Consider the following 26,960-nt stretch of genomic DNA (forward strand, 5'->3'; position numbering starts at 1 on the left):
CCTCGGCATGAGAGGGACACAGCGCAGGTCTCAAGGGGGCGGAACTGATTTCATTATAATGGCGAAACCAATACGCGTTCAAAGCGGCGATTCCAGCGCAAATTAGTGAGAGGTCGTGCGATATGATCAGGACTGCTCGCGCAACTGCCTGAAGTGAGCGCGATTGAGACAGTTGAGGCGAATGGAGCGCGGGTCCTGATGAAGCTTTCCGACTACGTCGTGAGGTTTGTTGCCGATCTGGGAGTAAAGCACGTATTCCTGGTTACGGGCGGCGGGGCGATGCACCTGAATGATTCCCTTGCCCGGTGTGAACGTCTTCAATTCATTTGTAATCACCACGAACAAGCTTCGGCCATCGGAGCGGAGAACTACGCCAAGGCGACAAACGATCTTGGCGTCGCGATGGTGACGACTGGCCCGGGTGGGACGAACGCAATCACAGGATTGGCTGGCGCTTGGCTGGATTCGACTCCGTGCCTCTTCTTGTCAGGGCAGGTGAAGCGAGCCGACCGGATGTATGACGAGGACGGAACTTCGCTTGGGGTGAGGCAGCGTGGCCCGCAGGAACTGGACATTATTTCGGTTGTGAAGCCGCTGACGAAATATGCGGTGACGGTGACGGACCCGGCTTCGATTCGCATGCATCTGGAAAAGGCCGTTCATCTGGCAAAGAGCGGAAGGCCGGGACCGGTGTGGATCGATTTGCCGCTGGATGTGCAGGCTGCGACCATCGATGAAAGCTCGCTCGAAGGTTATACACCTGAAGCAGCGGACGAAAACGCATCAGAGTTGCGCGAACAGGTACGTAAGCTCATCGAGCAGTTGAATCGCGCGGAGCGACCCTTTGTACTCGTGGGCAATGGAGTACGACTGGCGCATGCCGAAAGCGAGTTTCGCGAATTGGCAGCGCTACTGGATGCTCCTGTGGGTACGACGTGGGTCGCAATGGATGTGTTTGGCGAGGAGAATCCGCTGTGCATGGGATGCCCGGGAACGCTAGCGTCGCGGGCGGTAAACTTCGCAATGCAGAATTCTGATTTTTTGCTGACGGTGGGCGCGCGCATGGACGTTCCGCTGGCGGGGTGGAACAGCAAGGAATGGGCTCGCGGCGCATTCAAGGCAATGGTCGATGTGGACGCGGCGGAACTGCGAAAGCTGGAGAGCGTCGTGCAATTGCCGATTCGGTCGGATGCAGGACGGTTCTTGCGCGAACTGCTGGCAAAGAAATCATCGATTGAGAAGAAGGATCGCAGCGCGTGGAAACGACGCTGCCAGGAATGGAAGAAGCAGTATCCGATCATAACGGCGGAGCACAGGGCGAAGGGTCCGGTGAGCGTGTATCACCTCGCAGAAGTGATATCGCAGTTGGCCGAGGCGGAAGACCAGATCGTATCGGGAAGCGCTGGAGTCGGAATCGAGATTTTCCTGTTTGCGTATCCGGCAAAGACTGGGCAGCGAGTTTTTCATACAGCGGGACTGGGAGCGATGGGGTGCGGCATTGCCGCAAGCACGGCGGTGAGCCTTGCAGCCGGGAGCCGTCGAACGATCTGCGTGGATGGCGATGGCGGGTTCCAGATGAACATCCAAGAACTGGCAACGGTTGCGCATCATCGGCTTCCGATTAAGTTTTTCGTGCTGAACAATGGCGGGTACTCGTCGATCCGGACATCGCAGCAAAGCTTCTTTGGAGCTCCCAATATTGGATGCGACCCGAAGACGGGGCTCACGCTGCCGGACGTCTGCGAGGTGGCACGGGCCTATGGGTTGAGCACGGCGCGGATTGAGGATCAGACAGATCTGGCGACGGAAGTGAAACGAGTGCTGGATATGCCCGGCCCGGTGGTTTGCGATGTGAGGGTGATACCGGGAGAGATGCGCGCGCCGCGAATGACCTCGAAGCAGCGTGCCGATGGGACGTTTGTTTCGAAACCTCTCGAGGATCTATGGCCATTTCTGGAGCGAGAGGAATTTTTGAAAAACATGATTGTCGAACCGCTGAAGGATTAGAACATGTTCATAGTTACCGAGATTGGCATGAATCACATGGGCGACCGGAGTTATGCGGATGCCTACCTGGATGCACTGACCGCGGCGCGGCCGGATGGAATCACGTTTCAGGTTCGGGAGGAGGCGTACTACGCCAAGCAGCCAGCGGGCGAATCGCCTTACCTGGAACCGGATTACTACCGCGAAGCTCGAAGCCGCATGCAAAGAGAGAGGATCGCGTTTGGTGTGGGACTTTGCGACATTAACATGGTTGATTTCTTCGCCGGGATCGGGACGGATTTCTACAAGATTCTGAGCAAGGACATCAACAACCGGGCGCTCATCGCGGCGGTGGTTGCGACCGGGAAGCCGGTTTACGTCTCGACAGGAATGTCGGACGAAGATGAGATTGGGCAGTTCCTTGCGACCACGTCGAATGTCCAATCGCAGGTGTCGCTGATCCATACCCAGCTCTCGTATGAGGACGCGGATACGAACCTGCGGGCAATTGCACGATTGCGCGAGCGCTTTGGGATTCCTGTGGCATTTGGATCGCACAGCACGGATGTGAATGTGCTGTATGCCGCGATGGGTTTCGATCCGGCTGCTGTGTACTTCTATGTGAAAGGCGAAAGAGATATCCAGCATAAAGACGAGGATCATGCCGTCGGGCTGGCGCAGACTGCAGAGGTGATTCGGGAGATGAGGCGACTGCAGACGATGCTGGGAGATGGCTTCAAACGCAAGATGTCGAATCGGATAGCGGCTCAACGCATATGACAGAAAAGAAAGCACTGGTGCTAGGAAGCTCTCGCGGTGTGGGCGCAGCGATCGCAACTGAGTTGCGTGCGGCGGGCATGACGGTTCCCACGCTATCGAGCAAAGAGATTGATACGTCGAATGCAGCATCGGTGGCGGCGTTTGCAAAAGAAAACCCGCAGACCGACGTGCTTGTGCTCAACACGGGCGGGCCGCCGAAGAAGGACTTCTTCGAGATCACAGAAGATGAGTGGGCGAAATATCATCAGCAGCTCTTTGTGAGTTTTGCGACGCTGGTGCAGAGGGTGGAAGTGTGCGAGGGCGGATACATCTTCCTGATTTCGTCGCACCTGGTTACGGAACCGACGGAGAAGATGATTCTCTCCGCCTCCTACCGGATCGCAAGCTGGGCGATGCTGAAGGCGCTTACGAAACATTTTGCAAAGCGTCAGATTAGCTGCATTAATATCGCACTCGGCCCGATACTGACCGACAGGCTGCGGAAGCTCAACCCCGATCTGGGAAAGCTGGAGAATGGGCTTCCCCTGAAGAGAGCAGGCAGACCGGATGAGGTTGGGAAATTCGTGCGCTCGATCGTGGAGAACGACATCAAGTATCTGACAGGCGTGAGCCTCACGTTTGACGGCGGAATCAGCAACTACCTGCTTTAACGAACGGCTGGAGGCTGCAAGCGCTTGCGCATGAAGATGGTGGCCTGGGGATTGTTGTTGTAGCGGGGGCAGTGCTCGTATCCGGTGCTGAGGTAGAAGTGGATGGCGGCGTGGAGGTCGTCTTTGGTGTCGAGATAAATCCACTCAATACCTGTGCGGCGAGCGTGATCCTCTAAAGCTTGCATGAGGGCGTGGGCGAGGCGGTGACCTCGAAATTGCGGGCGCACGTAGAGGCGCTTGACCTCGGCGGCATTGGGGATTTCAGGCAGAGGACGCAGCATGACAACTCCGGCAGGGGCGGCGTCCACGAGTGCGATCCAAATGAACGCGTCGGGGCTGGCGAGGTAGTGTTCGAGCGCGGCGCGCTCGTCGCGAACAACTACGTCGACGGCGTCGTAGTATTCCTCGATCAAGTCGAAGGCAGTGTCGGCTTCAACGGCGGTGGCGCGCTGGATGGTAATAGCTGGGCTCATACGGATTCCAAGTTCGCGAAAAGCAATGTTAGCTCAAGCGGCGGATACTTCGACAACATGCACGAAGGTGAGAACCTGCCTAGGTCACACATTTCCCTTGCTCGCCAATTAGAATGACTGCAATGAATGAACAACGATGGAAGCTGGGGACGGTGCGTGCGGGTGAGGACGTAGCGTGGAGCTATGAGCCGAGCTTTGCGCGTCAGGTAGTGGGCGGAATGGAACGGCTGGTGATCGCTCCGGGTGCGGAGCCGGTGGCGCTGTTGCGTGAGTTGCTGCCGTTGCTGCCGGAGCCGCTCTGGGTTCTATATGTGCTGATTACGCCGCGGACGGACGCTCCGGCGGGACGGTATCAGTCAGCGACGCAGCACACGCGCGAAGAAGTATTGGCGATGCTCGATCGCTACGAGGATTATCTGGGGCGCGATGGGCGGCACAATTTGTGGCTGGCGGCGCCTCCTGCAGGGCAGTTGGTGTTTGATCGGCATGACGTGATCTATGCCTATGGACCGACGTCGGAGATTGGCACGCTGCTCAGAGAGAAGCAGTTTGCGGAAACAGAGATGATTCGCGTTCCGGTGCCGCACTCGCATCACTTTCACGAAGAACTGGACACCGACGAGCACGCGATCCTGGCGCACTGGCCGTGGGTGCATTCGGAGTTGCAGGAGACGGACGATCTGTAGCAACTCCGGCGAATGCTGCACCCGCGCATGCGGGAGCAGCATCTCACCCTGTAGGGTTTGTTAGAATCGGTGGTTACTTCAAGCCCTTTCGAGCTCACAATCATGACAACTACAAGCACCGTAGATAGCAGCCTTCGTTGGGATTTGACCTCCATTTACTCTGGCATCAGCGATCCGCAGATGGATGCCGATATCGCAGAGTTCAGCAAGCAGGCAGAGCAGTTCCATCAAGACTTCAAAGGCAAGCTGGAAGAGAAGCTTGGGCCGGCGATTGCTGCGTACTCGGAACTGGATATGCTGGGCGGCAAGATACTGGTGTATCTGTCGCTGCAGCAGAGCCTCGACGTTACCGACGAAGCAGTGAAGTCGAAGGTGGCAGAAGCGCAGCAGATCATGAGCCAGGTACAGGGCGAGTATCTGACGTTCTTCGATCTGGAGTTGGTCGCCCTTAGCGACGAGACGCTGGAGAAGTGGTATGCGAAGGACGAGGTGGCGCGCAAGCATCGTCCGTGGATCGAGCAGCAGCGCATCTTTAAGCCGCACTTCCTGAGCGAGCCGGTGGAGGCGGCGCTGACGAAGCGCGCGCCGTTTGGACCGAGTTCGTGGGACGAGTTCTTTGACGAGTGCGAGGCCGATCTGCGTTTTGACTACAACGGCAATGGCACGCCGGAGAAGAAGAACCTGACGGAGATGCTCGACATTCTGGGCAACTCGAAAGACGCAGCACTGCGCGCCGAGGTGATGAAGTCGATCAACGACGGTCTGGGCGGGTACTTCGCGAAGTATTCGGCGCAGACGCTTTGGGTGATTGTGGGCAAGGGCGCGGTGGAGCGCAAGGAACGCCACTACCGACATGCAATGGAGCCGCGCAACAAGGAGAATCGCATTCCGGGCGAAGTGGTGGATGCACTGCACAATGCAGTGATGCACGTGGCTGGTCCGCTGGCGCGGCGCTACTACAAGCTGAAGGCCGAGCTGCTGGGAATGAAGACCTTGAAGTGGAGCGACCGCAACGCGCCGATGCCGTTTACGGATACGACGGTGGTGCCGTATGAAAATGCAATGTCCACGGTGCTGGCAGCGTATGAGAGCTTCAGCCCGACGCTGACGGGGATCATTCGCGAGTTCATTGAGGCGCGGCAGATCGACGTTCCGGCGGCGACAGGCAAGCGCGGAGGGGCTTTCAATTGCTCGTTTGTGTTGCCGGGAAACCGTCCGCAGTCATTCACGTTCCTGAATTACCTGGGGTCGAATCACGATGTGATGACCTTGGCGCATGAGCTTGGTCATGGGGTGCATGGCATTCTGGCGGGCAAGGAGCAGGGACCGCTGATGTATCATCCGCCGATTGCGTATTGCGAGACGGCATCGGTGTTCGGCGAGATGACGACGTTCAATTTCCTGAAGAGCCAGATGCTCGAGAGCGGAGACCGCACGGCACTGCTGGCGCTGATTACGCAGAAGATCGAAGGGATGCTGAATACCGTCGTTCGGCAGATTGGGTTTTCGAATTTCGAGCGGCGTATGCATGGCATGGATGCGACGTATTCGCGCTGGGAGGAGCCGAAGAAGCTCTCGGCGGAGGAACTCGACAACCTGTGGCTGACGACGGCGAAGGAGATGTATGGCGAGGATGGCGAGGTGTTTACGTATGAGAACACGAGCCATCTGTGGACTTACGTGTCGCACTTCCACAGGCCTTTCTATGTGTATGGCTACGCGTTTGGCGAATTGCTGACGCAAAGCCTGTATGCGCAGAAAGAGCGGCTGGGAAGCGAGTTCGAACCGCTCTATCTGGACCTGCTGCGTTCGGGCGCGACGAAGAGCATCTTCGAGTTGCTGGCGCCGTTTGGGCTTGATCCGGCGAACGAGACCTTCTGGGCGGACGGGATTCGCGTGAGTCTGGAGGCAATGATTGCCGAGGCGGAAAAGCTTAGCTCGGTGCGGCAGTAAGAAGTAGAAGCCGGTAGGACGATAAGAGCAAAAGCAAGAACAACGGCAAAGGCCCCACTCAACGAAAAGAACGTTGAATGGGGCACCAAGAGACAAGAGCAGATGCGGCACCTGAACGGGGCACCTGGGATCAGGGGAAGCGAGTGACTGAGGAAGAGATTCGGCGGGATCGACGAAAGTTTCTAGCGGGAATGATGGCTGCCGGTGCGATGTATGCCGCGCAGCCTTTTTCTTTGCTCGCAGCCGGGAGCGAGGCAAGGGGACTGCTGGTGGGAACGGGGACTTCCGAAGGCATTCTGCGTTATCACTGGAATGCCGAGACCGGAGAGTTAACGGAGGGCGCGGTGGCAGCGGCCATTCGGAACCCGGTGTGGATTGCGCTCTCACCCGACAGGCATTTCCTGTATGCGGCGTGCGAGGTGCCGAACTTCGACGGCAAGCCAAGCGGAGGGGTCGCGAGTTTTCGATTACATGGGAGCGAGTTGGAACCGCTGTCGCACGCGGCATCGGCAGGGCCGGGGACGTGTCATGTGGCTGTCGATGAGACCGGACGAGTGCTGATCGCGGCAGATTACGGCGGAGGCAGCGCAGCGAGTTTCCTGTGCGAGCAGGGCAGGATTGGGCAGCATGTGTGGAGCGAAACGTACTCGGGGTCGGGTCCGATGAAATCAAGACAGGAGAGGGCGCATGCGCATTTTGCGAGCTTCTCGCCGGATGGACGCTTTGCGTATGTCAACGACCTGGGCGGGGATTGCATTCACATCTATGCCGTGGATGTGCCGACGGCGAAGCTGAAGAGTGCGGGCATGTTTCATTCGCATGCTGGCGCGGGGCCGCGCACGCTGCACTTTCATCCGAACGGGCACACGGGCTACGTGGTGAACGAGTTGGACTCGACGGTGGACGTGTTGGAATTGGATCGGGCGAGCGGGGCGCTGAAGCAGATGCAGGAGATCACTCTGCTGCCGGAGGGATACACGGGGCCGACGCGCGCGTGCGATACGGTGATTACGCGGGATGGACGCCATGTGTATTTTGTGAATCGAGACAATGATTTTCTCTATGCATTTCGTGCGAATGTAAGCGACGGACGACTGACGCCGATTGCGCGCACTCCGGCGGGAGGGCGCACGCCTCGTCACTTTGCGCTTGATCCCACGGAGCGATGGATGCTCGTAGCGAACCAGGATTCGAACTACATTACGGTGTTTGCACGGAATCCGCAGACGGGCGCGCTGGCGAGCGAAGGGAGGAATTTTGCGGCAAAGGCACCGATGAGCCTGGTGTTTGTCTAGTCTTCGTGGGTGCAGCCGAAGAACTCTTCGACCTTGCGGATGTCGGTGGTGCGAGTGTAGGCGGGAAGGCTCTGCACGAATACTTTTCCATAGCGCATCTTGATGATGCGATTGTCGAGCAGCACGAGCACGCCGCGGTCGCTGAGGGAACGGATGAGGCGTCCGAAGCCCTGCTTCAAGGTGATGACAGCGGCTGGAACCGAGTAGTCGAAGAAGCTATTTCCGCCATCGTCGTCGATGGCGCGGCCACGCGCCTGCACGATGGGATCGCTGGGGACGGCGAATGGAATTTTGTCGATGATGACGCAGCTTAGCTGCTCGCCCTGTACATCGACTCCCTGCCAAAAAGATGACGTAGCAAAGAGCACCGCGTTAGGCGTGGAGCGGAACTGCTCGATGAGCGCAGTCTTCGGGGCCGAGCCCTGCAACAGCATGGGATAGTCGAGCTGTCCGAGAAGAGCGTCGTGCACTTGCTGCATTTGCGCAAAGCTGGTGAAAAGGCAGAAGGCACGGCCACGCGTTATTTCGAGAATCTGGCGAATGCGCACCGTGGCCTTGGCCGTGAAGTTGGCATCGCGCGGGTCGGGCATGTCGGGCGGCACGTAGAAGATGGCCTGCGATTCGTAGTCGAAATGCGAGTTAACGATGAGCTCGCGCGCATTCTCAAGCCCGAGACGGCCCTTGATGTATTCGAATCCTCCGGCAACGGCCAGCGTGGCCGAGGTGAGCACGATGGAGTCGAAGCGATCAAACAGCGACTGGCGCAGGATGGCCGAGACATCGATGGGCGTGGCCTGGAGAAAGACGTTTTCGACTTTGGTAAGGCGAGCTGCATCGCGCGCTGCGCCGCGCTGGCGGGTGCCGGAGCTGGAGCGGCCGCCGCGGCGCTCAATCCAGTACACGGTGTTTTTGTCGTGGCTCTCCATGAGGAATGAAAGCTGCGCGTGCAGTTCATCGGTGCGGCGAATGAGGTTGAAGATTTCGTCGGGCTTGCCGGGGATGGCCTGCAACTCGGAGTGAAGCTGGCGCAGGACATTCTTGAGGCCGAGAAACTCGGAGCCGCACTCTTCGAGAAACTCTTCGCGATTGGTGAACGCGAAGCGGCCATCACCCTCGGGCAGCAGGGAGAAGAAGAACTGCGAGCGTTCGCGCACACGGGAGGAAAGCTGAAGCAAATCGGTCGAGACGACCTTCTTGTCCTTGATGGTGAACTCGAGGTCGCGCAGAAGATCGTCAACCTTGAGATTTGATACTGAGATACCAAAGTAGCTGGTGGCGACGTCTTCGAGTTCGTGAGCTTCGTCGAAGACTACGCAAGCGGCGGAGGGAAGTATGCCTACGTCGGGCGCGCCTTCGGCGGCGAGCTTGACGGAGAGATCAGCGAAGAAGAGATGGTGGTTGACGATAATGATGTCGCTCTCGGCCGCCTTGCGACGCATCTCGGTGATGAAGCAACGCTCGAACTCGGCACACTTGCTGCCGACGCAATGATCGGCACTGGCGTTGAGCTTGCCCCAGAGCGGGGTGGTTTCCGGCAGAGTGCTGAGCTCGGCGCGGTCGCCGGTGAGGGTTTCCTTGTCCCAGTCGAGCAGGGTGCGGAACTCATTGATCTCCTCAAGGCCGTTGAGAATGGGCGCGTCGGTGAGTTCGTAGAGCTTTTTGCGGCAAAGGTAGTTCTGCCGCCCTTTCATATAGCAGACTTTCAGCCGCGGCTCGCCCTCGATGGATTCGCCGAAGAGTGCGCGCTCGAGGAAGGGAACATCCTTGAAGAACAGCTGCTCCTGGAGGTTCTTTGTACCCGTGGAGACGATGACGCGCTTGCCGCTCTTGATGATGGGCAGGAGATAGGCGAGGGTTTTGCCTGTGCCGGTGCCGGCCTCGACGATGAGGTGGCGCTTTTCCTCGATTGCTTCCTCGACGGCGGTGGCCATGGAAACCTGCCCGCGACGGAATTCGTAGGCGGGATGGCGCTGAGAGAGTACTCCGGAGGGGCCGAAGAACTGAAAGAGCGAAAGGCGCGAGAGATCAACCGGCGGCGTTGATTTGGCCGCGGGCGAAGAGGCTGCGGTGGCGGCGGATTGGGGAGGCTCGGGCACTGCCCCTATAATAGACGGAGCGGCAGCAGCGACGGCAAAGAACCGGGGCGTCGTGATGACTCAGGGCCAAACTGCCGATGGCCGGCTCCGGAATCCGGGCAATTTCAATTCAGGAACAATATAGTGGCGAACCTTTTGCAAGACCAACACGAGGGCCTGCTGGCGATCGTGGGACGGCCCAACGTGGGCAAATCAACACTTTTCAACAAGATGGTGGGACGCCGTCGCGCCATCGTGGGCGACGAACCTGGTATTACGCGCGACCGCCTCTACGGCACCGTGCGATGGAACGGAAGACAGTTCCGCGTGGTGGACACGGGCGGTATTGTGCCCGAAGACAAAGACCTGATTCCGTCGGAAATCTTCCGGCAGGCGCGGGTGGCTCTGGAAGAGGCTGCGGCCATTGTGATGGTCACGGACGTGAGAACCGAGCTGACCGGACCCGACATGGAGCTGGCGCGACTGCTGCAAAAGCTCGGGAAGCCTTTGTACCTAGCGGTGAACAAGGTCGATGATCCGAAGTTTGAGGCAGAGGCGGAGAATTTCCGTCGGCTGGGAATCAAGAACTTGTGGGCGATTTCGGCTGAGCACTCGACGGGAGTGGCAGAGCTGATTGAAGAGCTGATGCAGGTGATTCCTACGGTTGCAGAGACCGAGGACGAAAAGCGGCTGAACAACTTCGCTCGGCGGATATTGCCGGTGAAGGATATCGACGGCGACATTGAGGAACTGACGGACGAGGATGAAGAATCGTCCGATGCATTTGAACCTGCGGACGAGGACGCACTGGAAGACCAACTGCTCGAGGCGATGCCATCCGAAATAAAGGTGGCGATCATCGGGCGTCCGAACGTAGGCAAGAGCACGCTATTGAATCAGTTGACGGAGAGCGATCGGGCGATTGTGTCTTCGATTGCGGGGACCACCCGCGACGCCATCGATGAAGTCGTGGAGCACGGAGAAAAGCGATACCGCTTCATTGATACAGCGGGAATCCGACGCAAGGGCAAGACGCACCTGATGGCGGAGAAGCTGAGCGTGGTGATGGCGCGTAAGCATCTGGAAGAAGCGGATGTGGCGCTGCTGGTGATCGATGCCGTGGAAGGCGTCTCGGCGCTGGATGCGAATATCGCTGGCTATGCGCACGAGTCGGGGCGCTCGGTGGTGATCGTGGTGAACAAGTGGGACCTGGTCACGACGGCACGCAAGGATGGTAAGCCTCCGGCGGATAGCCGACTGTACGAAGAACAACTGCGGCGCACACTGAAGTTTCTGGAATATGCTCCGGTGATTTTCATCAGCGCAATGAATGGCAAGAATGTAAAGCGCGTGTTTGAAACCGTGGAACGAGTAGCGCGCGAACGCTGGCGCAGGATTACGACAGGCGAAATGAATCGGTTCCTGAAGACCGTGGATTTCGAGCGGGCCTCGGTGCCAGCGCGCAATAAGGTGAGGATCTATTACATGACGCAGGCGGCGGTGGCTCCGCCGACATTCATCCTGTTTACGGATAAGGACGTGAAGCTGCACTTCTCGTATCAGCGATTTTTGGAGAACCAGATCAGAGACGTATTTGGGTTTGAGGGAACGCCGATCTGGATCAAGGTAAGAGCGAGAAAGCGCAGAGACTTTGTGCCGAATCCGGAGAAAGCATCGAAGAAAGGCAGATAAGACGAGTTCGGCGCTAGTCGGGCGGTGCGCTCAGGGGTATAGTTCGGCGCATGAAACGACTGGCTTGGGGAGTCTTGTTTGTTGCCGCATTTCTGACTGCGCTCGGAATTGGATTTCTATTGCGAGATCCCATTCTGGGCGCGTTGCTTTTTGCTGCAGGCGTAACCTTAACCGCGCAGTTAGTGGTTGGGTTTATCGAAGGCCGACGTCTGTAAAAAAACAACTTCTACTCGTAGCGCAGGGCCTCTACCGGATCGAGGCGAGAGGCTTTCATGGCGGGCGCCATGCCGCTGATAAGTCCCACGACGAACAGAACAGCAGTGGAGCCCAGCACCGTAAGGGCGGAGATGTGCATGTGGATGTCTGCTTTGCCCGACGTGTCTTTGTACAGCGGGCCGAGCAGAGGAAGCGTGCCGACGGCTTTGGTCATGAGCCAGGCGAGAAGGATTCCGGCGGCTCCGCCGAGGAACATGAGTACGAAGGTTTCGGCGAAGAGCTGGAGCTTGATGTAACGCCGGCGAGCACCAAGCGCGCGGCGCAGGCCAATCTCGCGAATGCGCTCATCGACGGACACAAGCATGATGTTCATTACACCAACGCCGCCGATGCCGAGCGTGAGAGTTCCGATGAAGAGCAACAATGCCTGAAGGCCGATGGTGATGCCGTCGATGATGGGTCGGGTTTCATCGCGCCCAAACATGAGTACGGCTTTCTCGTCGGTGGGCGAGAAGCCCTGGCGGGCGGCGAGTCCGGCAACGAACTGCTTTTTGGCAATGCTCTCCATCGAGGGCTTCACGGGAGCGAAGATAAACACCGGGGCGTTCTTGGTGTCATAGAGATCGCCGGCGGTTGAGAACGGAATCCAGGTGGATTTGTCGTCGCTGGTGAAGTAATTCGAGAGCTGAATCTTCTTATCCATCACACCGATAACTTCGAAGCGCATGCCGCGAACGAGCACGGTTTCTCCGATGGCGTTGCGGCTACCGAAGAGCTGATGCTTGATTTTGTCGCCGAGAAAGATGACGCGGCGGCGCTCGACGATATCCATGGGCGTGAGCCAACGGCCAGCGGATGGGACCTCGTTGCGCATGTCCCCGTATTCGGCGCAGACTCCGCGCACGGCAGCGTTGACGTACTGCTCGTTGTACTGAATGGGCAACCACTTGTTGCTTTCGCGGCAGATGGTTTTGATGGCGGGAGAGGTGGCCTTGATGTAGTCGAGGTCCTCCTGCTCGAAGCGAACCTGCCTTCCGGCGCGCTGTCCGCCGGCTTGCTGACTGGTCTGCTGCGCCCAGGCGACGACAGCGGTCTTACCGAACGAGTCGAAGGCCGTGACGAGCACGGAGCGGAAGCTGGAACCGTAGGCGATGAGTAGCGTGACCGAAGCGATTCCCCAGACGATGCCGAGCATGGTGAGCAGCGAGCGCGTGCGGTTCTTGAGGAGCGCGGCCATAGCTTCGCTGAATATGTCTTGAAGCAGTCCCATGATTAGCCTCCTGCCTCGAAGCGCAGCGCTTCAATGGGCTCAATGCGAGCGGCCTGGCGCGCGGGATACAGTGCGGCGCAGAACGCAACGGTGCCAAGCAGCACGATGGCGAGCGTTCCAGATTGCCACGTGGGAAGCAATCCGGCGAAGAACGGTGGCATGGGGAAGCTATCGACAAAGGCGCACAGGCCGTAGGCGATGCCGAGTCCGATGCCTCCGCTGAAGAAAACGACAATCATCGTCTCAAGGAAGAACTGGCGCATGATGCTTTGTGCGGGCGCGCCAAGTGCTTTGCGCACGCCGATTTCGCGGGTGCGCTCACGGACGGCAACCAGCATGACGTTCATGACGCCAATGCCGCCGAGAAAGAGCGTGGTGACACCGACGGCTCCGAGGAAGTACTTCATGCCGTCGGTCATGGTGGCGAAGGCGGCGGCTTCCTCGAGGGTGTCCCAGTTGGAAATGGCTTCCTTATCGTCGGGATCGAAGTTGTGCAGGTGCGCAAGGGCAAGCGTGAGCTGATGCTTGCAATTCTCGTGCTCGGCGGTGCTCTGGGGCTGGATCAGGAGGCGATCGACGCTGTGCGCGGTTTGTGGAGGCTTGTTGGGAAGGTCCTGCTGAAGTACGGGAAACGGCACGAAGACTTTGTTTACATCCCAGCCGTCGTAGCTGGAGTTCTGCTTCTTGTCGCGCATGACGCCGACGACGACGTAGGGCACGCCCTTGATGTAAATGTTTTGTCCGATGGAGCCGCCTTCGGGGAAAAGTTGCTTATTGATTTCGCTGCCGAGAAAGGCGACACGGCGACCTTCGTGCACGTCCTGCCAGGTGTAGAAGTTGCCTTGCGCGACGTCAACGGCGCGAATCTCAGCAAAGGGCGGGAACGATCCGGCGACGGTGGGATGCGCGCTGTTGTAGTTGCTGCGAACTGACGTTTCGTTGCCGAGCTCGGGAACAACGTATTTGCAGGAGGGGGACTGCTCGGCTACATACTGCGCGTCGGAGTCTTCGAAGCGAATGGCTCGCCCGGCACGTGCGCCGCCAGCTTGCATGCTGGTGCGTCCGGCGAAAACGATCATGAGGTCGCGCGCGAAGGTTTGCTGCTGTTTGAGTTGGCCCACGCGCATACCTTCTCCGGCGGCGACCATGAGCACGATGGAGACAATGCCCCAGGCGATGCCGAACATGGTGAGGAAGGTCCGCAGTTTGTTGGACCAGAGCGTCGTGAAGACATCCACAAACAGATCGCGCAGGGACATAAACTACTCCGGCCGATGAGCCGAAAGAAATTTGCTGCGAGCTAAAACTCGCGCAAGAGTAGATACGCCGCCGAGGGGCGCAAAGTTCAGCGCGTGGGAAGTATTTCTGAGATCTGCGAGAGCCAACCAGAGAAGGCGGCAAAGGCACGCTCGCAAACCATCTGGTGCCGGACCTTTTTGTCGCGAACCTTCTTCTTTGTGATGTCGTCGAGTTGCTCAAGAAGATCGAAGGTGATGTTGGCTGGCTGGAAATCTTTCGCGTCGGCTCCGCAGATGTAGTTCACAAGCGAGCCGTGGGCCGAGGCGCGAGGTACAGGGACCGGTTCGACGCCGGTTGCGAGCGCGGAGGCCGTGACGCCAGCGAGCAGACCGGTGGCTATGGATTCGACGTAGCCCTCGACGCCGGAGATTTGTCCGGCGAACAAGATGCTCGGGTGCTGCTTCATCTGCAGGGTGGGCGTGAGCAGCGAAGGCGCGTTGATGTAGGTGTTGCGGTGGATCTGGCCGTAGCGCAAGAACTTCGCGTTCTCAAGGCCGGGGATCATGCGCAGGACGCGGGCCTGTTCGCCGAATTTAAGATGGTTCTGGAAGCCGACGAGATTGTAGGAGTCAGCGCGAAGGTTTTCCTGACGCAGTTGTACCACGGCGTGGGGAGTCTTGCCGGTTCGGGGATCGCGAAGGCCGACGGGTTTCATGGGGCCGAACCGCAAGGTGTCGGGACCGCGGCGGGCGATCTCTTCGATAGGCAGGCAGCCCTCAAAGTACTGCGCCTTGTCCCAGTCATGGCCGTCAACGCGCTGTGCCTCGGAAAGGGCGGCGATGAAGGCCTCGTATTCCTCGCGTGTCATGGGGCAGTTGATGTAATCGGCTGTTCCCTTGTCGTAGCGCGCGGCCATGTAAACCTTCGAGTGGTCGATGGAGTCGGCCTCTACGATGGGCGAGATGGAATCGTAGAAGAACAGGCGCTGGGTGCCAGAGAGCTGTTGAATCTCGGAGGCCAAGGCATCGGAGGTCAGCGGGCCGGTGGCGATGATGGTCACGCCATCGTAGCCGGCAAGCGAAGTGAGTTCCTGGCGCACAAGACGGATGAGCGGCTCGGACGCGATTGCCGATGTGACCATGCGGCTGAACTCGAGGCGATCGACGGCGAGCGCGTGTCCGGCGGGAACGGCGGTGGCATGGGCCATCTGCATGAGAAGCGAGTTGGCGTGGCGCATCTCGTGCTTGAGCAGCCAGGGCGCGGTATTTTCGCTATCGCTTTTGAGCGAGTTGGAGCAGACGAGTTCGGCGAGCAGATCAGTTTCGTGCGCGGGAGTGTTGCGCGTGGGCCGCATCTCGTAAAGATCGACACGAACTCCGCGGCGGGCACACTGCCACGCTGCTTCAGGCCCGGCAAGGCCCGCGCCAATAATGCGAACCGGTGCGATCTGCTGATTAGGCGACACTGATGGTTGTTTCCGATCCGGGGGCTCTGCGCGATTTCGCCATGCGCATGATGAGCACGATGGCGGCGGCAATAGTGGCGATAGCCGTGAGGGTGAGCGAACGATGCTGCTTGAGCAACGAGGTCGTGAGGTCGATGATCTCCGGCCCGAACTTGATGGTGAGCGCGCCAAGCAAGAGGAACCGGGTGAGGCGTCCGGTGAAGATGGCGAGCAGGAAATGCAGGTAGGGCATTTCGGCTACTCCGGCGCCGAAGACAAAAAGCTTGAACGGGAAGCCGGGCGGCATCATGGCGGGAACGATCAGTGCAAGATCGCCGTACTTGTCGGAGGCGGCACGCACGCGGGCGTACTTCTTTTCGCCGACACGGCGAACGATGAGCGCTTCGCCGCCTTTGTATCCAATTAGGTACGGAACTGTGCTGCCGATGGCGGAGCCCAGAGAGCCAACGAGGGCATAGATGAGCGCGCGGCGGGGATCGACGTGAACGTAATAGGCCACGATGGGGTCGAGTGGAATGCCGAAGGCCGCCGCATCAAGCACGGCGATGATGAGGACCGCCCAAATGCCGCCCAAGGGGGCAAGCACGGCCATGATCCACTTTTTGTAACTCGCGAAGAAATGTTTGATTGCGTTCAATAGGGTCAACTGACCGCGCCAGCTCCGGCGAACGAGGGCCACATAGACCCCGAAGACGGCGGCAATCCTGCGCTAAGAATTTATAAATCGATTGTATCAAGATGAAGCTTTCAAAACGGGGAGCCCTGCGAACAATTCTGCATTTTCCTTACGGCCCTGGCACTTAGAGCTTAGGGTACTCAATTTCAGGCCGTTCGTATGCTGGCCATATAATCTCCTGCTGTATGACTACGCACCTTTCGCCCGCAGAGCGCGCTGAAGAATTACGCGAAAAGATCAGGCATCACGAACACGCCTATTTCGTGCTGGACGCGCCGGAGATCACCGATGCCGAATTCGACAAGCTGGTGAATGAGCTGAAGAAGATCGAGCGCGAGCATCCAGAGCTGGTGACGCCGGATTCGCCGACGCAGCGGGTGGGCGGCAAGCCGCGTGAGGGCTTTGTAAAGGTTCCGCACTCGGTGCAGATGCTCTCGCTGGACAACGCCTACAACGAAGGCGAGCTGCGTGACTGGACACGGCGGGTGGTGGAACTGGCGGGCACGCGCGACGTGGAATATGAGTGCGAGTACAAGCTGGATGGGCTGTCGATGGCTCTGCACTATGAGGCGAACGGCGATCGCGGGGCGCGATTTGCAAGGGGCATCACGCGCGGAGACGGAACAACGGGCGAGGACGTCACAGCCAATCTGCGCACGATTCGGTCGATTCCGCTGACGGTGGGACATGAGCAGTTGGCGAAGGCTGGGCTGAAGACGCCGTTCGAGGTGCGCGGCGAGGTGCTAATGCCAACGAGATCCTTCGTCGCGATGAATGAGCAACGGGAGGAGGAGGGGTTGGCGCGATTTGCCAACCCGCGGAATGCAGCTGCGGGGGCGGTGCGCGTGCTGGAGCCAAACATTACGGCACAACGCAAGCTGGATTTCTACTCGTACTTCCTGTTGCAGGATGGCAGGCAGGTTTGCGCCAGTCAGTCGGAGGCGCTCGATGCGCTGAGGGCCGCTGGATTCAAGGTGAACCCGCATCGCAAGGTGGCGCGCACGTTTGAAGAGATTTGGAAATTTGTGAGCGCGACGGAGGAGGCTCGCGACACGCTGCCTTACGAGATCGATGGCGTGGTGGTGAAGGTGAATACCATCGCGATGTGGCAGCGGCTCGGCTTTACGGGCAAGGCCCCGCGGTGGGCAATTGCGTATAAGTTTGCGGCGCGGGCGGGTGTGACCGTGGTGGAGGACATCCTGATCCAGGTGGGTCGCACCGGGAAACTGACGCCGGTGGCGGCGCTGCGTCCGGTGCCGATTGGAGGCACGACCGTATCGAGGGCCACGCTGCACAACGAAGACGAAGTGAAGCGACTCGGCGTGCGCATCGGCGACTGGGTAATGGTGGAGCGCGGCGGAGATGTAATTCCGAAGGTGACGCGGGTTCTCGATGAGGGCGAGCACAAGCGTCCGGCGGACACGCGAGAGTTTCACATGCCGGAGACCTGTCCGGAGTGCGGCAGTCACGTGGTTAGGGCAGAGGGTGAGGCGAATTCGTTCTGCGTCAACGTGAACTGTCCGGCAAAGCTGCGCGAGTCGCTGCTGCACTTTGCATCGCGGCATGTGATGAACATTGAAGGCATGGGCGACGCCCTGGTGGATCAACTGCTCACGCGCGGGATGGTGCACGATGTCGCGGATCTCTATTCACTGAGTGAGGCCGATCTGCTGCAACTGGAGCGCATGGGCAAAAAGAGCGCGGACAACGTGTTGCGCGAAATTGAAGATTCGAAGCGGCTCCCACTGGAGAGAGTGATATTTGGGCTGGGAATTCGCATGGTGGGGGAACGGACGGCGGAGTTTCTGGCAGAGCACTTTGGATCAATGGACCGCCTGATGGAGGCGAGCGAGGAAGAACTGCTCGAAGTGAACGAGGTTGGCCCACGGATCGCGGCTAGCATCCGCGAGTTCTTTGCCGAGGAGAAGAATCGCAAGCTGATCGAACGGCTGCGCGCGGCAGGGTTGACCTTTACGGGTGAGCGCAAAGTGCGCGGGACAAAACTGAACGGAATGACGTTTGTGCTGACCGGCACGCTGCCGACGTATTCGCGGGACGACGTGAAAAAGATGATCGAAGACGCCGGGGGCAAGGTCAGCGGATCGGTAAGCAAGAAGACGACCTATGTTGTGGCCGGAGAAGAGGCGGGGTCGAAGCTCGATAAGGCGCAGTCGCTCGGGGTGAAAGTGATCAGCGAGGCCGACCTGTTGGAGATGTTAGGCTAGGGCACGATGAGGTTTGCCGCCATTGATTTTGAGACCGCAAGCGCAGGGCGCATCAGTGCCTGTGCGCTGGGAATTGCGGTGGTCGAAAACGGCGCAATTACGTATCGGCGCGAGTGGCTGATAAGGCCGCCGTCGCTGTATTTCAGCCCCGCGGGAATTGACGTGCACGGCATTACACCGGAGATGGTGGCCGACGCGCCACGCTTCGATCAGCTCTGGCCTGAGATGGAACGCGCAATTGGCGACCGTCCTCTGGTGGCGCACAACTCGGGCTTCGATATGCCGGTGTTGCAGGCCGTGCTGGCGCATTATGAAATCTGGTCGGTGAAGATGCCGTTTCTGTGCAGTTGTTCTCTGGCAAGAAGGGCGTGGCCGGAGATGGAGAGTCACTCACTGGCGGCGCTGGCGGACCGATTCGGCATCGTCTTTCGGCATCACCATGCGGGTGAGGATGCAATGGCTGCGGCAAGGATCGTGCTGCAGGCGGCACTGGAAGCTGGCTGCAACTCGCTGGAAGAGCTTGCGGCAAGCGCGCGGTTGCGCATGGGCGAAGTCTCTCCCGGCAAGTATGTTTCCTGCCGCTCGATCGCGAAAAAACGTTCCCGCAAACTCACCTACGAGCCGATCGAGGCGATCTAGCGCAGACTCTGACGCGAGAGCGCCTCTCTCATGCGCTGCGCGGTGATTTCCAGAGATTCGGGCAATACGCGTGTTTCTCCAACTACGGACATGAAGTTTGCGTCTGCTACCCAGCGCGGCAGGACGTGCATGTGGATGTGTCCGGCGACTCCGGCTCCGGCGGCCTTGCCGATATTCATACCGAGGTTGACGCCGTCGGGATGGTAGAGCTCGCGCAGGGCAGTCTCGACGCGCTGGGCAAGAGAGATCATCTCCATGGCTGCGGGGGCGGGCAGCTTATCGAGCTGGTCGAGGTGCGAGTAGGGCACGATCATGACGTGTCCCGAGGTGTAGGGGAAGGCGTTGGCAATGATGAAACAGTGCTCGCCGCGATGGATGACGAGATTTTGCTCGTCTTTGTCGCAGTTCACGTTGGGCGCAGGGGCGCGGTCGCAGAAGATGCAGGAGGGAGCGCGGTCAGCGGTGGTGATGTAGGAATAGCGCCAGGGTGTAAAGATGTGGTCCATACAGGGCAGGGTACCAGAGTGAACTGCCCTTGATCATGTGCGAAATCGGCGTGGAGTATTCGCGATTCATCCGCGTCTGAAACAGGACAGCATGGGCGAGCGGAGCACTTGCAGGGCCAACTCCGAAAAAGTGCTGATATCTTGATTAATTCTTTGCGATATCGCGCCTGCTGCGTTTGACTCCAAACTTAGCCATTGCTATAGTCAGAACAGTCTCCCTGTTCCGGGCATCTACGCAGGGAGGTCCGGCCGCTGGTTTGTTTTAAGCCTGTGCAAGCAGGTTCCATTCCAATCAAGAATGCACCAGCTGTCCGTATTTCCAGAAGCCTCGGGAGTGCTTCCCGCACACTGAGGCAGACGCGAATTTAATGGCTTTCGACGATATCCGCGACGACTCTACACATTACGAGCAGCCTCAGGACACCGGTTTGCCAACGGACAACAATCAGCCAGCCGAGCAACAAAGCCCCATCTCAAAAACGGTGCTGGAGAAGCCTGCCGAGGGCGGCTCCCGCAACACAAAAAACGAAAACATGACGGAAGATTTCGCAACAGCACTCGAGTCGTTCGAGCAGGAGCAAGCCGAACTCGCCGCTAACGAAGACCGCGTCCTCAAAGGCACGGTGGTTAGCATCAACAGCAACTACCTGGTAGTGGACATTGGCCTCAAGTCCGAGGGCGTAGTGCCTCTGGATGAAGCCAAGGATCACGAAGGGAACGTCAAGTTCCAACCCGGCGACGCTATCGACGTGATGGTCGAGAAGGGCCACACGGAAGAGGGATACGTGAATCTCTCTTACCAGAAGGCGCAGCGTCTGCACGCCTGGGACGAGATCGAAAAGGCTCATAACGAAAAGGCTTCCGTCAAAGCTCGCGTGATTGACCGCATCAAGGGCGGTCTCACGGTTGACATTCTCGGCGCTCGTGCGTTCCTGCCCGGTTCCCAGGTCGATATCCGCCCGGTACGCAACCTGGATGCCCTCAAGGGTCAGGAGCTGGATGTTCGCGTTATCAAGGTGAACAAGAAGCGCGGCAACATCGTCGTGAGCCGCAAGCAGATTCTGGACGAAGAGATCTCGGCCAAGCGTGACGTCACGATGGCGCACCTGGAAGAGAACGCGGTGCTGACCGGCACGGTGAAGAACCTGACCGATTACGGCGCGTTTGTGGACCTGGGCGGCATCGACGGCCTGCTCCACATCACCGACATGAGCTGGGGCCGCCTGACGCATCCGCGCGACCTGGTCAACGTCGGCGACCAGATTCAAGTAAAAGTTCTGAAGTTTGACCGTGACAAGCAGCGCGTTTCGCTGGGCTTCAAGCAGTTGACGCCTGACCCGTGGCTTGACGCCGCCGAGCGTTACCCGATCGGCGCACGCGTCCATGGCCGCGTGATCAGCGTGACAGACTACGGCGCGTTCATCGAGCTCGAACAGGGCATCGAAGGCCTGGTGCACGTGAGCGAGATGACGTGGTCCAAGCGCATGAAGCATCCCTCGAAGCTGGTGAACGTGGGCGACCAGGTGGAAGCCGTGGTCCTGAACGTGAACCCGCAAGAGCGCCGCATTTCGCTGGGCCTGAAGCAGCTTGAGATGAACCCGTGGGAGAGCCTGCACGAGAAGTTCCCGGTCGGCTCCACGGTGGAAGGCAAGGTTCGTAACCTGACTGACTTCGGCGCCTTCATCGAAATCGAAGATGGCATCGATGGACTGGTTCACGTGAGCAACCTGAGCTGGACCAAGCGCGTGAAGCATCCTTCGGAAGTTCTAAAGAAGGGTGACAAGGTAAAGGCGATCGTTCTGGCGATTGAGCCGGAAAATCGTCGCCTGTCGCTCGGCGTCAAGCAGTTGCAGCCCGACGTCTGGGAGAGCTTCTTCGAACAGCATCGCGTGGGCGACGTGCTCAAGGGCAAGATTCTGCGCCTTGCGAGCTTCGGAGCTTTTGTCGAACTCGCGGACGGAGTCGAAGGCCTGTGCCACAACTCCGAGGCGGTGGACGCCAATGGCCAGCAGATTGCCATGGAGCCGGGCCAGGAGTTCGAGTTCAAGATCATCAAGATGAATCCGGACGAGAAGAAGGTGGGCTTGAGCATTCGCGCAGTGGGCGAGGAAGCAACTCGCGCCGACGTGGAAGCCTACAAGCATCCGCAGTCTTCGCCGGGCACCTCGACGATCGGCGAACTGCTCGACTGGAAGCGCTCGGGCGAGTAAGTCGCAACAATCGTTTTGAGAAACACCTCCTTCGGGAGGTGTTTCTTTTTGTGTTCGGAACTAATCTCTGCCGGGCTACGTACCACGGCTCATGCTTTGGGCCAAGTTTCTGAAGTGCGCGTTCCGTCTGCTCGGATCTGCACTCGTTTTTCTGCTGTTCATCCCCGACGCGGCGCATGCTAGCGGCAGCGCCAGGATTCCGCGCGTCAGCAGACCGCCTCGGCTGGAGGATTTTTCGTTCGAAGATTCCGCGGCCGCAGCTGTGGGAATGCTCAAGACGGACGCGTTCACGCAGAACTTTCCTGCCGACGGCGTGCCTCCGACCGAAGCGACAGACGCATATCTTGGCCATGACGATACAAACCTATATGTCGTATTTGTGTGCCATGACAGCCATCGCGACGTACGCGCCAGCATGATCAATCGCGAGCCTGCGACTCCGTTCGATTCTGATGACTACGTGGAGATCGATCTCGACACATTTCACGATCAGCGGCACGCGTTTGTGTTCGACGTGAATCCGCGCGGGGTGCAGGCCGATGGGTTGCGCACGGAAGGGCAAGGCACCGATTACTCGTGGGATACGCTCTGGAACTCGCGCGCCCGCATCACCGAACACGGCTACGTCGTGCTGGTTTCGATTCCCTTCCGCAGTCTGCGATTTCACAAGCAGGACGTGAACGGCTGGGGCATCACACTGATGCGATATGTCGCTCGTAATGCCGAGCAGGACTACTGGCCAGCGGTGAGCGCAAAGATTTCGGGAATTCTGAACCAGGAGGCGACGGTGTCGGGATTCGAGGGAATCTCACCGGGGCGCAATTTGCAGTTCATTCCTTATGTTGAAAGCCGCAGCTTCCGCGCGCTGAACACGAACGATCCGCTGAACCCGTACTACAACCGCGCGACTTTTCGTGGACGCGCGGGACTGGATGGTAAGTATGTCTTCCACGACAGCCTGGTGCTGGACGGCACGATTAATCCGGACTTCGCACAGGTGGAATCGGACACGCCGCAGAATGTGCTCAATCAGCGGTTCGAGGTGTACTTCCCTGAGAAACGTCCATTTTTCCTGGAGAATGCAAATTTCTTTGAGGCACCGCTGATCTCGGTAAACCAGCAGACGCGTCTTGTATTCACCCGGCGCATTGCCGACCCGAAATACGGGTTGCGGTTAAGCGGCAAGCAAGGACCATGGAATACGGGGTTTCTCTACGCAGATGATTGCGCGCCGGGAAAGATCGTTGCACCGGCAAACCCGGATTATCACCGCTGCGCCACCTTTGGCATCGGGCGCGTGAGTCATGACCTCGGCAAGCAGTCGAGCGTTGGAGCGATGTACACCGACCGCGAGTTCAACGGCACATTCAACCGGGTCGGCGGGCTGGACGGCAATTTCGTGCTGAACAAGAACTGGACCGCGAGCTATCGCGGCTATATGAGTTCGACGCTCGACCGCGATGCAGGATACCTCTTTGGCCAGCACCATGAGGGCGTGCTCATAGGCAGCGGGCTACGCTTCACGTTCAATGTGCAACTGCTCGACATCACGAACAACTTCCGCGCAGAAGCCGGATTTGTGCCACGCACGGATCAGCGCGCGATCAATCAGTACGGGCATTTCTACTGGCGTCCGAAGAGCAAGTGGCTGGTGCAACATGGGCCGGAGGAAAATGCGACTCAGCTATGGGATCACCGGGGCACAACTCTGCAACAGGTGGTGAGCTTCGACTACGTAGTTGAATTTCATCCGAACATCATCGTTGCGCCGATTATTGCGTATGAATCCGATGTGCTGCGCCCGACAGATTTCCCGGGATTACCGGGTAACCGGCAGTATGTGCAAGACGCGGTAGGACTAGTGTTCAAGGGCACTCCGAAACGATGGCTGACATGGAATACGAGGATCATGCGGGACGGCACACCGGTGATCGTGACTCCACCGGGACAGATGCCCTACACCGGCGACGAGACGGCGATCACGCAAACTCTGGGTGTGAAGCCCATCAGCGGGTTGCAGATCGACAATACCTACATCCTTGAGCGAATTGTGAATGGCAAGAACCATCATGCGGTGTTCAACAGCCACATCATTCGTTCACGGGTGAATTACCAGTTCACACGCGAACTCTCGTTGCGCGTGATCGGGCAGTACAACGGGCTCATCGCAAACACGAACCAGACTTCGCTGGCGACGCAGAAGAACTTGAATCTCGACGTGCTGCTCACCTATCTGCTGCATCCGGGGACGGCCGTGTACATCGGGTACAACTCGAACATGGAAAACATCGATCCCGGGCTGTGCATGCATCTGCCGGGTTCGACGGAGTGCGACCCGAACGGCACAGGAGTGCTGCGCACGCGCAATCGATTCACGAACGATGGACGTCAGTTGTTTGTGAAAATCAGTTATCTATTCCGCAGATGAAAAGGCTATTTTTCGAGCTTGAGGTTGATGTGCGCCTGCTTGCGGGTGTCGAATGAGCTGAGGGTCTTGACCTGGCTCTTGTGGCCTTTCCACTCGGCGCGGATTTCGTAGTCGATGTTGGGAGAGAGATTGTTGAAGCGGTAGCTGCCGTCCGGTTCGGTAATAAAGGTACTGACGGCGAGCGTGCGAGTGTTCTTGAGATAAACGATGGCGCTGGGAACAACCTTGTCGTCGTGGTCGAAGATCTGACCGGTGAGATTGCGCGGAGCCGTGGTTTCGTCGCCCTTTTTACCGCCGAACAGTTGGGCGCTCAAGCATGCGGACAGCAATACGATGGCCGCAGTAATCCATAGAACTCGACGCACGGTACACCTCCAGTCGCAAGACTACTTAGGATTCTACTCCTTGAGGTGTACGCCGATATCGACGCGCTCGTCACTTTCTACGTGTATGTGGGTTTCCGATAGCTTGTCTTTAGAGCGTTTCAGATCCGGAATGAGGACGTAATCGGCTTTTTGCGCCGGGACGCGGAAGGCGAATTCGCCACGATGATCCGATATCGCCTCCCAGCGAAACTTCTTTTCGCTGGCCCGACGCAATTTCATGCGGACGCCGTACACCGGACGCTCTCCCGGCCCCCACAGGGTGCCGAAGATCAGAGCATACGACGCAGGCTTTTCACTACCCATGGCGGGCGCGACACAAGCAGACAACCACAGCACAAGAACCGCCGAGGTCGCCAGAAGCCTGAGCCGGCGCCGCCTAGTAATCGCCATCTTCGTCGGAATCTTTCAGCTCTTCGTCCTCCTCATCGCTGACCTTGGTCAGTTCAAGAGGGCCGACACTAACGACTTCGAAATCACTGCCGCACTCGGTGCACGATACGATTTCGCCTTCGTCTAATTCATCTTCTTCAATATCCAGATCGCTCTCGCACTCTGGGCACAGGACCATGATTTCCTCCACCATCTTTCTCAAGCCGCAGATGCTTGCACACACGCTGCGTCCCGCCATTTATATTTAGATTCTCTTCCGTGCAGCGTCAAGTGGCGTCACACAAAGAAGTGACTGACTCGGAGCGTTTGGATGCTGAAGATAAATGTAAGGAACTTTTTTTCTGTGTGCGGGCTCGCCCTTCTTACCTGCTACTGCCCGGCACAAAATGCGTCGATTTCACCGGATAAGCTCGATTCCACAGCTCCCGATCCAAAGATTCAGCGGGCGGTCGCAGCCGTCTCGGCCGAGCGACTGAAAGCGAGCGACCTGACTCTGGTCAATTTCGGAACCCGGCATACCCTTGGAAGCTCATTGCCAGCGGATAAGCATCCGGGGGTGATCGCCACACGCCAGTGGCTGACAGCACAGTTGGAACAGATCGCGAAGGACTGCAAAGGCTGCATGGAGGTGAAGGGCTACTCATTCACGGAAGGTCCGGCTGCGCGTATTCCACAAGCGGTGGAGCTGACCGACGTGTACGCGATACAGAAGGGGACCGACCCAGAGGCCTCCAGGCACATGGTTGTAATCTGCGCGCACTATGACACGATTGCGATGGCGCGCATGAACGACCCCGAGGCTCCCGCTCCGGGCGCGAATGACGACGGCAGCGGCACCAGCCTGGTGCTGGAAGCGGCGCGCGTACTAAGCCAGCAGAAGTTTCCGGCGACGATCGTATATGCAATCTTTCCCGGCGAGGAGCAGGGACTGTTTGGCAGCCGCGGTTTCGCGAGAATGGCGAAAAATGAGGGTTGGAAGATTGAAGCCGTGCTGAGCAACGACATCGTGGGCGGCGACAACACGCGCGACCAGCAGGGCCTGGTACGAATCTTCTCCGAAGGGCTTCCCGCGGCGGCAACGGAGGCCGAAGCCCGACGAGTACGCCTGCTAGGCGCGGAAAACGATTCGCCGTCGCGTCAACTGGCGCGGTTCGTGGCTTCGGACGCAGTGCCATATCTGCCATCGAAGAGTGTTCATCCCAAAATGATCTTCCGGCAGGATCGTTTCCTGCGCGGAGGCGATCATACGCCGTTTAACGAGCTTGGCTTCTCCGCGGTTCGGATTACGGAGTTCCAGGAGAATTTTGACCACCAACATCAGCTTCCCCGGCAGGAAAACGGCATCGAATATGGTGATTTGCCGAAGTTCGTGGATTTCGAGTACCTGGCCGGAGTGACGAGGCTCAACGTAGCAGCAGCGGCGCTACTCGCTTCAGCACCGGCCGCGCCTGCGGATGTTAAGCTCGAAACCAAGGCGCTGGTGAACTCCAGCACGCTGCACTGGACAGCCTCTCCCGACGGGCGCGCGTCAGGCTACGAAGTTTTGTACCGAGACACGACAGCCCCACAGTGGGAGCATGTCATTCCAGCAGGTCGGGAATCGCAGATCACGGTGCCGCAATCGAAGGATAATTTCGTATTCGCGGTTCGCGCCTACGATGCGCAAGGACACCGCAGCCTGGCAGTGTACCCGGCGCCGGAGCGATAACGCAGAGGAGAA

General features: G+C 58.6%; 22 protein-coding genes. 12 read left to right on the forward strand and 10 right to left on the reverse strand.

Features of this window, described 5'->3' with window-relative positions:
• Positions 1-198 precede the first annotated feature (198 nt).
• From AC6IY8_RS14115 to AC6IY8_RS14125, 3 genes are read left to right on the forward strand one after another with little or no spacing between them, the layout of a single operon-like run.
• Positions 199-2,007: a thiamine pyrophosphate-binding protein gene (locus AC6IY8_RS14115; RefSeq protein WP_497775165.1), complete on the forward strand. Its 1,809-nt coding sequence runs from the start codon at positions 199-201 to the stop codon at positions 2,005-2,007.
• 3 nt (positions 2,008-2,010) lie between these two features.
• Positions 2,011-2,766: an N-acetylneuraminate synthase family protein gene (locus tag AC6IY8_RS14120; RefSeq protein ID WP_497775166.1), complete on the forward strand. Its 756-nt coding sequence runs from the start codon at positions 2,011-2,013 to the stop codon at positions 2,764-2,766.
• Positions 2,763-3,416: an SDR family oxidoreductase gene (locus AC6IY8_RS14125; RefSeq protein ID WP_497775167.1), complete on the forward strand. Its 654-nt coding sequence runs from the start codon at positions 2,763-2,765 to the stop codon at positions 3,414-3,416. The genes AC6IY8_RS14120 and AC6IY8_RS14125 overlap by 4 nt, the downstream gene beginning before the upstream one ends.
• Here AC6IY8_RS14125 and AC6IY8_RS14130 read toward each other — a convergent pair.
• Positions 3,413-3,889: a GNAT family N-acetyltransferase gene (locus AC6IY8_RS14130; RefSeq protein ID WP_497775168.1), complete on the reverse strand. Its 477-nt coding sequence runs from the start codon at positions 3,887-3,889 to the stop codon at positions 3,413-3,415. The two genes, AC6IY8_RS14125 and AC6IY8_RS14130, sit on opposite strands and share 4 nt — an antisense overlap.
• Positions 3,890-4,011: 122 nt before the next feature.
• Between AC6IY8_RS14130 and AC6IY8_RS14135 the strand changes: the two genes are divergently transcribed.
• The 3 genes from AC6IY8_RS14135 (at position 4,012) to AC6IY8_RS14145 (ending at position 7,823) form a co-directional block, all read left to right on the forward strand.
• On the forward strand, positions 4,012-4,575 hold the full coding sequence (locus AC6IY8_RS14135) for a hypothetical protein (RefSeq protein WP_497775169.1): 564 nt from the start codon (positions 4,012-4,014) through the stop codon (positions 4,573-4,575).
• Positions 4,576-4,677: 102 nt separating this feature from the next.
• Positions 4,678-6,528, forward strand: a complete 1,851-nt coding sequence (locus AC6IY8_RS14140) for a M3 family oligoendopeptidase (protein ID WP_497775170.1) — start codon at positions 4,678-4,680, stop codon at positions 6,526-6,528.
• A gap of 143 nt (positions 6,529-6,671) precedes the next feature.
• Complete coding sequence (locus tag AC6IY8_RS14145; RefSeq protein ID WP_497775171.1) at positions 6,672-7,823, forward strand: lactonase family protein; 1,152 nt, start codon at positions 6,672-6,674, stop codon at positions 7,821-7,823.
• Here AC6IY8_RS14145 and yoaA read toward each other — a convergent pair.
• Positions 7,820-9,919 (reverse strand): DNA repair helicase YoaA, encoded by a 2,100-nt coding sequence (yoaA, locus tag AC6IY8_RS14150; RefSeq protein ID WP_497775172.1) that lies wholly within the window; start codon positions 9,917-9,919, stop codon positions 7,820-7,822. The genes AC6IY8_RS14145 and yoaA overlap by 4 nt on opposite strands.
• A gap of 210 nt (positions 9,920-10,129) precedes the next feature.
• Here yoaA and der point away from each other — a divergent pair, with 210 nt between their 5' ends.
• Entirely contained in the window at positions 10,130-11,590 is a 1,461-nt protein-coding gene (der, locus tag AC6IY8_RS14155) for a ribosome biogenesis GTPase Der (protein WP_497778636.1), read from the forward strand.
• 226 nt (positions 11,591-11,816) lie between these two features.
• Here der and AC6IY8_RS14160 read toward each other — a convergent pair whose 3' ends face one another.
• The 4 genes from AC6IY8_RS14160 to AC6IY8_RS14175 all read right to left on the reverse strand — a co-directional run bounded on the left by AC6IY8_RS14160 (position 11,817) and on the right by AC6IY8_RS14175 (position 16,426).
• The gene (locus AC6IY8_RS14160; RefSeq protein ID WP_497775173.1) at positions 11,817-13,076 is read right to left on the reverse strand and encodes an ABC transporter permease; all 1,260 of its coding nucleotides are present in this window, start codon (positions 13,074-13,076) and stop codon (positions 11,817-11,819) included.
• A 2-nt stretch (positions 13,077-13,078) separates the two neighbouring features.
• Positions 13,079-14,335: an ABC transporter permease gene (locus tag AC6IY8_RS14165; RefSeq protein ID WP_497775174.1), complete on the reverse strand. Its 1,257-nt coding sequence runs from the start codon at positions 14,333-14,335 to the stop codon at positions 13,079-13,081.
• Positions 14,336-14,421: 86 nt separating this feature from the next.
• The gene (gene trmFO, locus AC6IY8_RS14170; protein ID WP_497778637.1) at positions 14,422-15,762 is read right to left on the reverse strand and encodes a methylenetetrahydrofolate--tRNA-(uracil(54)-C(5))-methyltransferase (FADH(2)-oxidizing) TrmFO; all 1,341 of its coding nucleotides are present in this window, start codon (positions 15,760-15,762) and stop codon (positions 14,422-14,424) included.
• 7 nt (positions 15,763-15,769) lie between these two features.
• Entirely contained in the window at positions 15,770-16,426 is a 657-nt protein-coding gene (locus AC6IY8_RS14175) for a YqaA family protein (protein ID WP_497775175.1), read from the reverse strand.
• A 215-nt stretch (positions 16,427-16,641) separates the two neighbouring features.
• Between AC6IY8_RS14175 and ligA the strand changes: the two genes are divergently transcribed.
• Positions 16,642-18,681, forward strand: a complete 2,040-nt coding sequence (gene ligA, locus AC6IY8_RS14180; protein ID WP_497775176.1) for an NAD-dependent DNA ligase LigA — start codon at positions 16,642-16,644, stop codon at positions 18,679-18,681.
• A gap of 6 nt (positions 18,682-18,687) precedes the next feature.
• Positions 18,688-19,320, forward strand: coding sequence for a 3'-5' exonuclease (locus AC6IY8_RS14185; protein ID WP_497775177.1), 633 nt, complete (start codon positions 18,688-18,690; stop codon positions 19,318-19,320).
• Here the strand turns inward: AC6IY8_RS14185 and AC6IY8_RS14190 are convergent.
• Positions 19,317-19,826 (reverse strand): HIT family protein, encoded by a 510-nt coding sequence (locus tag AC6IY8_RS14190; protein ID WP_497775178.1) that lies wholly within the window; start codon positions 19,824-19,826, stop codon positions 19,317-19,319. The genes AC6IY8_RS14185 and AC6IY8_RS14190 overlap by 4 nt on opposite strands.
• A gap of 368 nt (positions 19,827-20,194) precedes the next feature.
• Here AC6IY8_RS14190 and AC6IY8_RS14195 point away from each other — a divergent pair, with 368 nt between their 5' ends.
• Both AC6IY8_RS14195 and AC6IY8_RS14200 read left to right on the forward strand, forming a co-directional pair.
• Entirely contained in the window at positions 20,195-22,036 is a 1,842-nt protein-coding gene (locus tag AC6IY8_RS14195; protein ID WP_497775179.1) for a 30S ribosomal protein S1, read from the forward strand.
• 268 nt (positions 22,037-22,304) lie between these two features.
• Positions 22,305-24,464: a carbohydrate binding family 9 domain-containing protein gene (locus AC6IY8_RS14200; protein ID WP_497775180.1), complete on the forward strand. Its 2,160-nt coding sequence runs from the start codon at positions 22,305-22,307 to the stop codon at positions 24,462-24,464.
• A 5-nt stretch (positions 24,465-24,469) separates the two neighbouring features.
• On the opposite strand, the gene AC6IY8_RS14205 is transcribed toward AC6IY8_RS14200, so the two are convergent.
• From AC6IY8_RS14205 to AC6IY8_RS14215, 3 genes are read right to left on the reverse strand one after another with little or no spacing between them, the layout of a single operon-like run.
• Positions 24,470-24,829, reverse strand: coding sequence for a carboxypeptidase-like regulatory domain-containing protein (locus tag AC6IY8_RS14205; RefSeq protein WP_497775181.1), 360 nt, complete (start codon positions 24,827-24,829; stop codon positions 24,470-24,472).
• 33 nt (positions 24,830-24,862) lie between these two features.
• Entirely contained in the window at positions 24,863-25,240 is a 378-nt protein-coding gene (locus AC6IY8_RS14210) for a hypothetical protein (RefSeq protein WP_497775182.1), read from the reverse strand.
• Positions 25,227-25,478, reverse strand: coding sequence for a hypothetical protein (locus tag AC6IY8_RS14215; RefSeq protein ID WP_497775183.1), 252 nt, complete (start codon positions 25,476-25,478; stop codon positions 25,227-25,229). The genes AC6IY8_RS14210 and AC6IY8_RS14215 overlap by 14 nt, the downstream gene beginning before the upstream one ends.
• Positions 25,479-25,550: 72 nt before the next feature.
• Between AC6IY8_RS14215 and AC6IY8_RS14220 the strand changes: the two genes are divergently transcribed.
• Positions 25,551-26,948, forward strand: coding sequence for a M28 family metallopeptidase (locus AC6IY8_RS14220; RefSeq protein WP_497775184.1), 1,398 nt, complete (start codon positions 25,551-25,553; stop codon positions 26,946-26,948).
• Positions 26,949-26,960 lie beyond the last annotated feature (12 nt).

Source organism: Koromonas soli (assembly GCF_059726265.1).

Coding starts and splice junctions, on each gene's coding strand:
- AC6IY8_RS14115 (WP_497775165.1), top strand. CDS start 199: ATGAAGCTTTCCGACTACGTCGTGAGGTTTGTTGCCGATCTGGGAGTA.
- AC6IY8_RS14165 (WP_497775174.1), bottom strand. CDS start 14,335: ATGTCCCTGCGCGATCTGTTTGTGGATGTCTTCACGACGCTCTGGTCC.
- AC6IY8_RS14220 (WP_497775184.1), top strand. CDS start 25,551: ATGCTGAAGATAAATGTAAGGAACTTTTTTTCTGTGTGCGGGCTCGCC.
- ligA (WP_497775176.1), top strand. CDS start 16,642: ATGACTACGCACCTTTCGCCCGCAGAGCGCGCTGAAGAATTACGCGAA.
- AC6IY8_RS14200 (WP_497775180.1), top strand. CDS start 22,305: ATGCTCAAGACGGACGCGTTCACGCAGAACTTTCCTGCCGACGGCGTG.
- AC6IY8_RS14125 (WP_497775167.1), top strand. CDS start 2,763: ATGACAGAAAAGAAAGCACTGGTGCTAGGAAGCTCTCGCGGTGTGGGC.
- AC6IY8_RS14215 (WP_497775183.1), bottom strand. CDS start 25,478: ATGGCGGGACGCAGCGTGTGTGCAAGCATCTGCGGCTTGAGAAAGATG.
- der (WP_497778636.1), top strand. CDS start 10,130: ATGGTGGGACGCCGTCGCGCCATCGTGGGCGACGAACCTGGTATTACG.
- AC6IY8_RS14160 (WP_497775173.1), bottom strand. CDS start 13,076: ATGGGACTGCTTCAAGACATATTCAGCGAAGCTATGGCCGCGCTCCTC.
- AC6IY8_RS14130 (WP_497775168.1), bottom strand. CDS start 3,889: ATGAGCCCAGCTATTACCATCCAGCGCGCCACCGCCGTTGAAGCCGAC.
- AC6IY8_RS14210 (WP_497775182.1), bottom strand. CDS start 25,240: ATGGCGATTACTAGGCGGCGCCGGCTCAGGCTTCTGGCGACCTCGGCG.
- AC6IY8_RS14120 (WP_497775166.1), top strand. CDS start 2,011: ATGTTCATAGTTACCGAGATTGGCATGAATCACATGGGCGACCGGAGT.
- AC6IY8_RS14195 (WP_497775179.1), top strand. CDS start 20,195: ATGGCTTTCGACGATATCCGCGACGACTCTACACATTACGAGCAGCCT.
- AC6IY8_RS14140 (WP_497775170.1), top strand. CDS start 4,678: ATGACAACTACAAGCACCGTAGATAGCAGCCTTCGTTGGGATTTGACC.
- AC6IY8_RS14135 (WP_497775169.1), top strand. CDS start 4,012: ATGAATGAACAACGATGGAAGCTGGGGACGGTGCGTGCGGGTGAGGAC.
- AC6IY8_RS14190 (WP_497775178.1), bottom strand. CDS start 19,826: ATGGACCACATCTTTACACCCTGGCGCTATTCCTACATCACCACCGCT.
- AC6IY8_RS14185 (WP_497775177.1), top strand. CDS start 18,688: ATGAGGTTTGCCGCCATTGATTTTGAGACCGCAAGCGCAGGGCGCATC.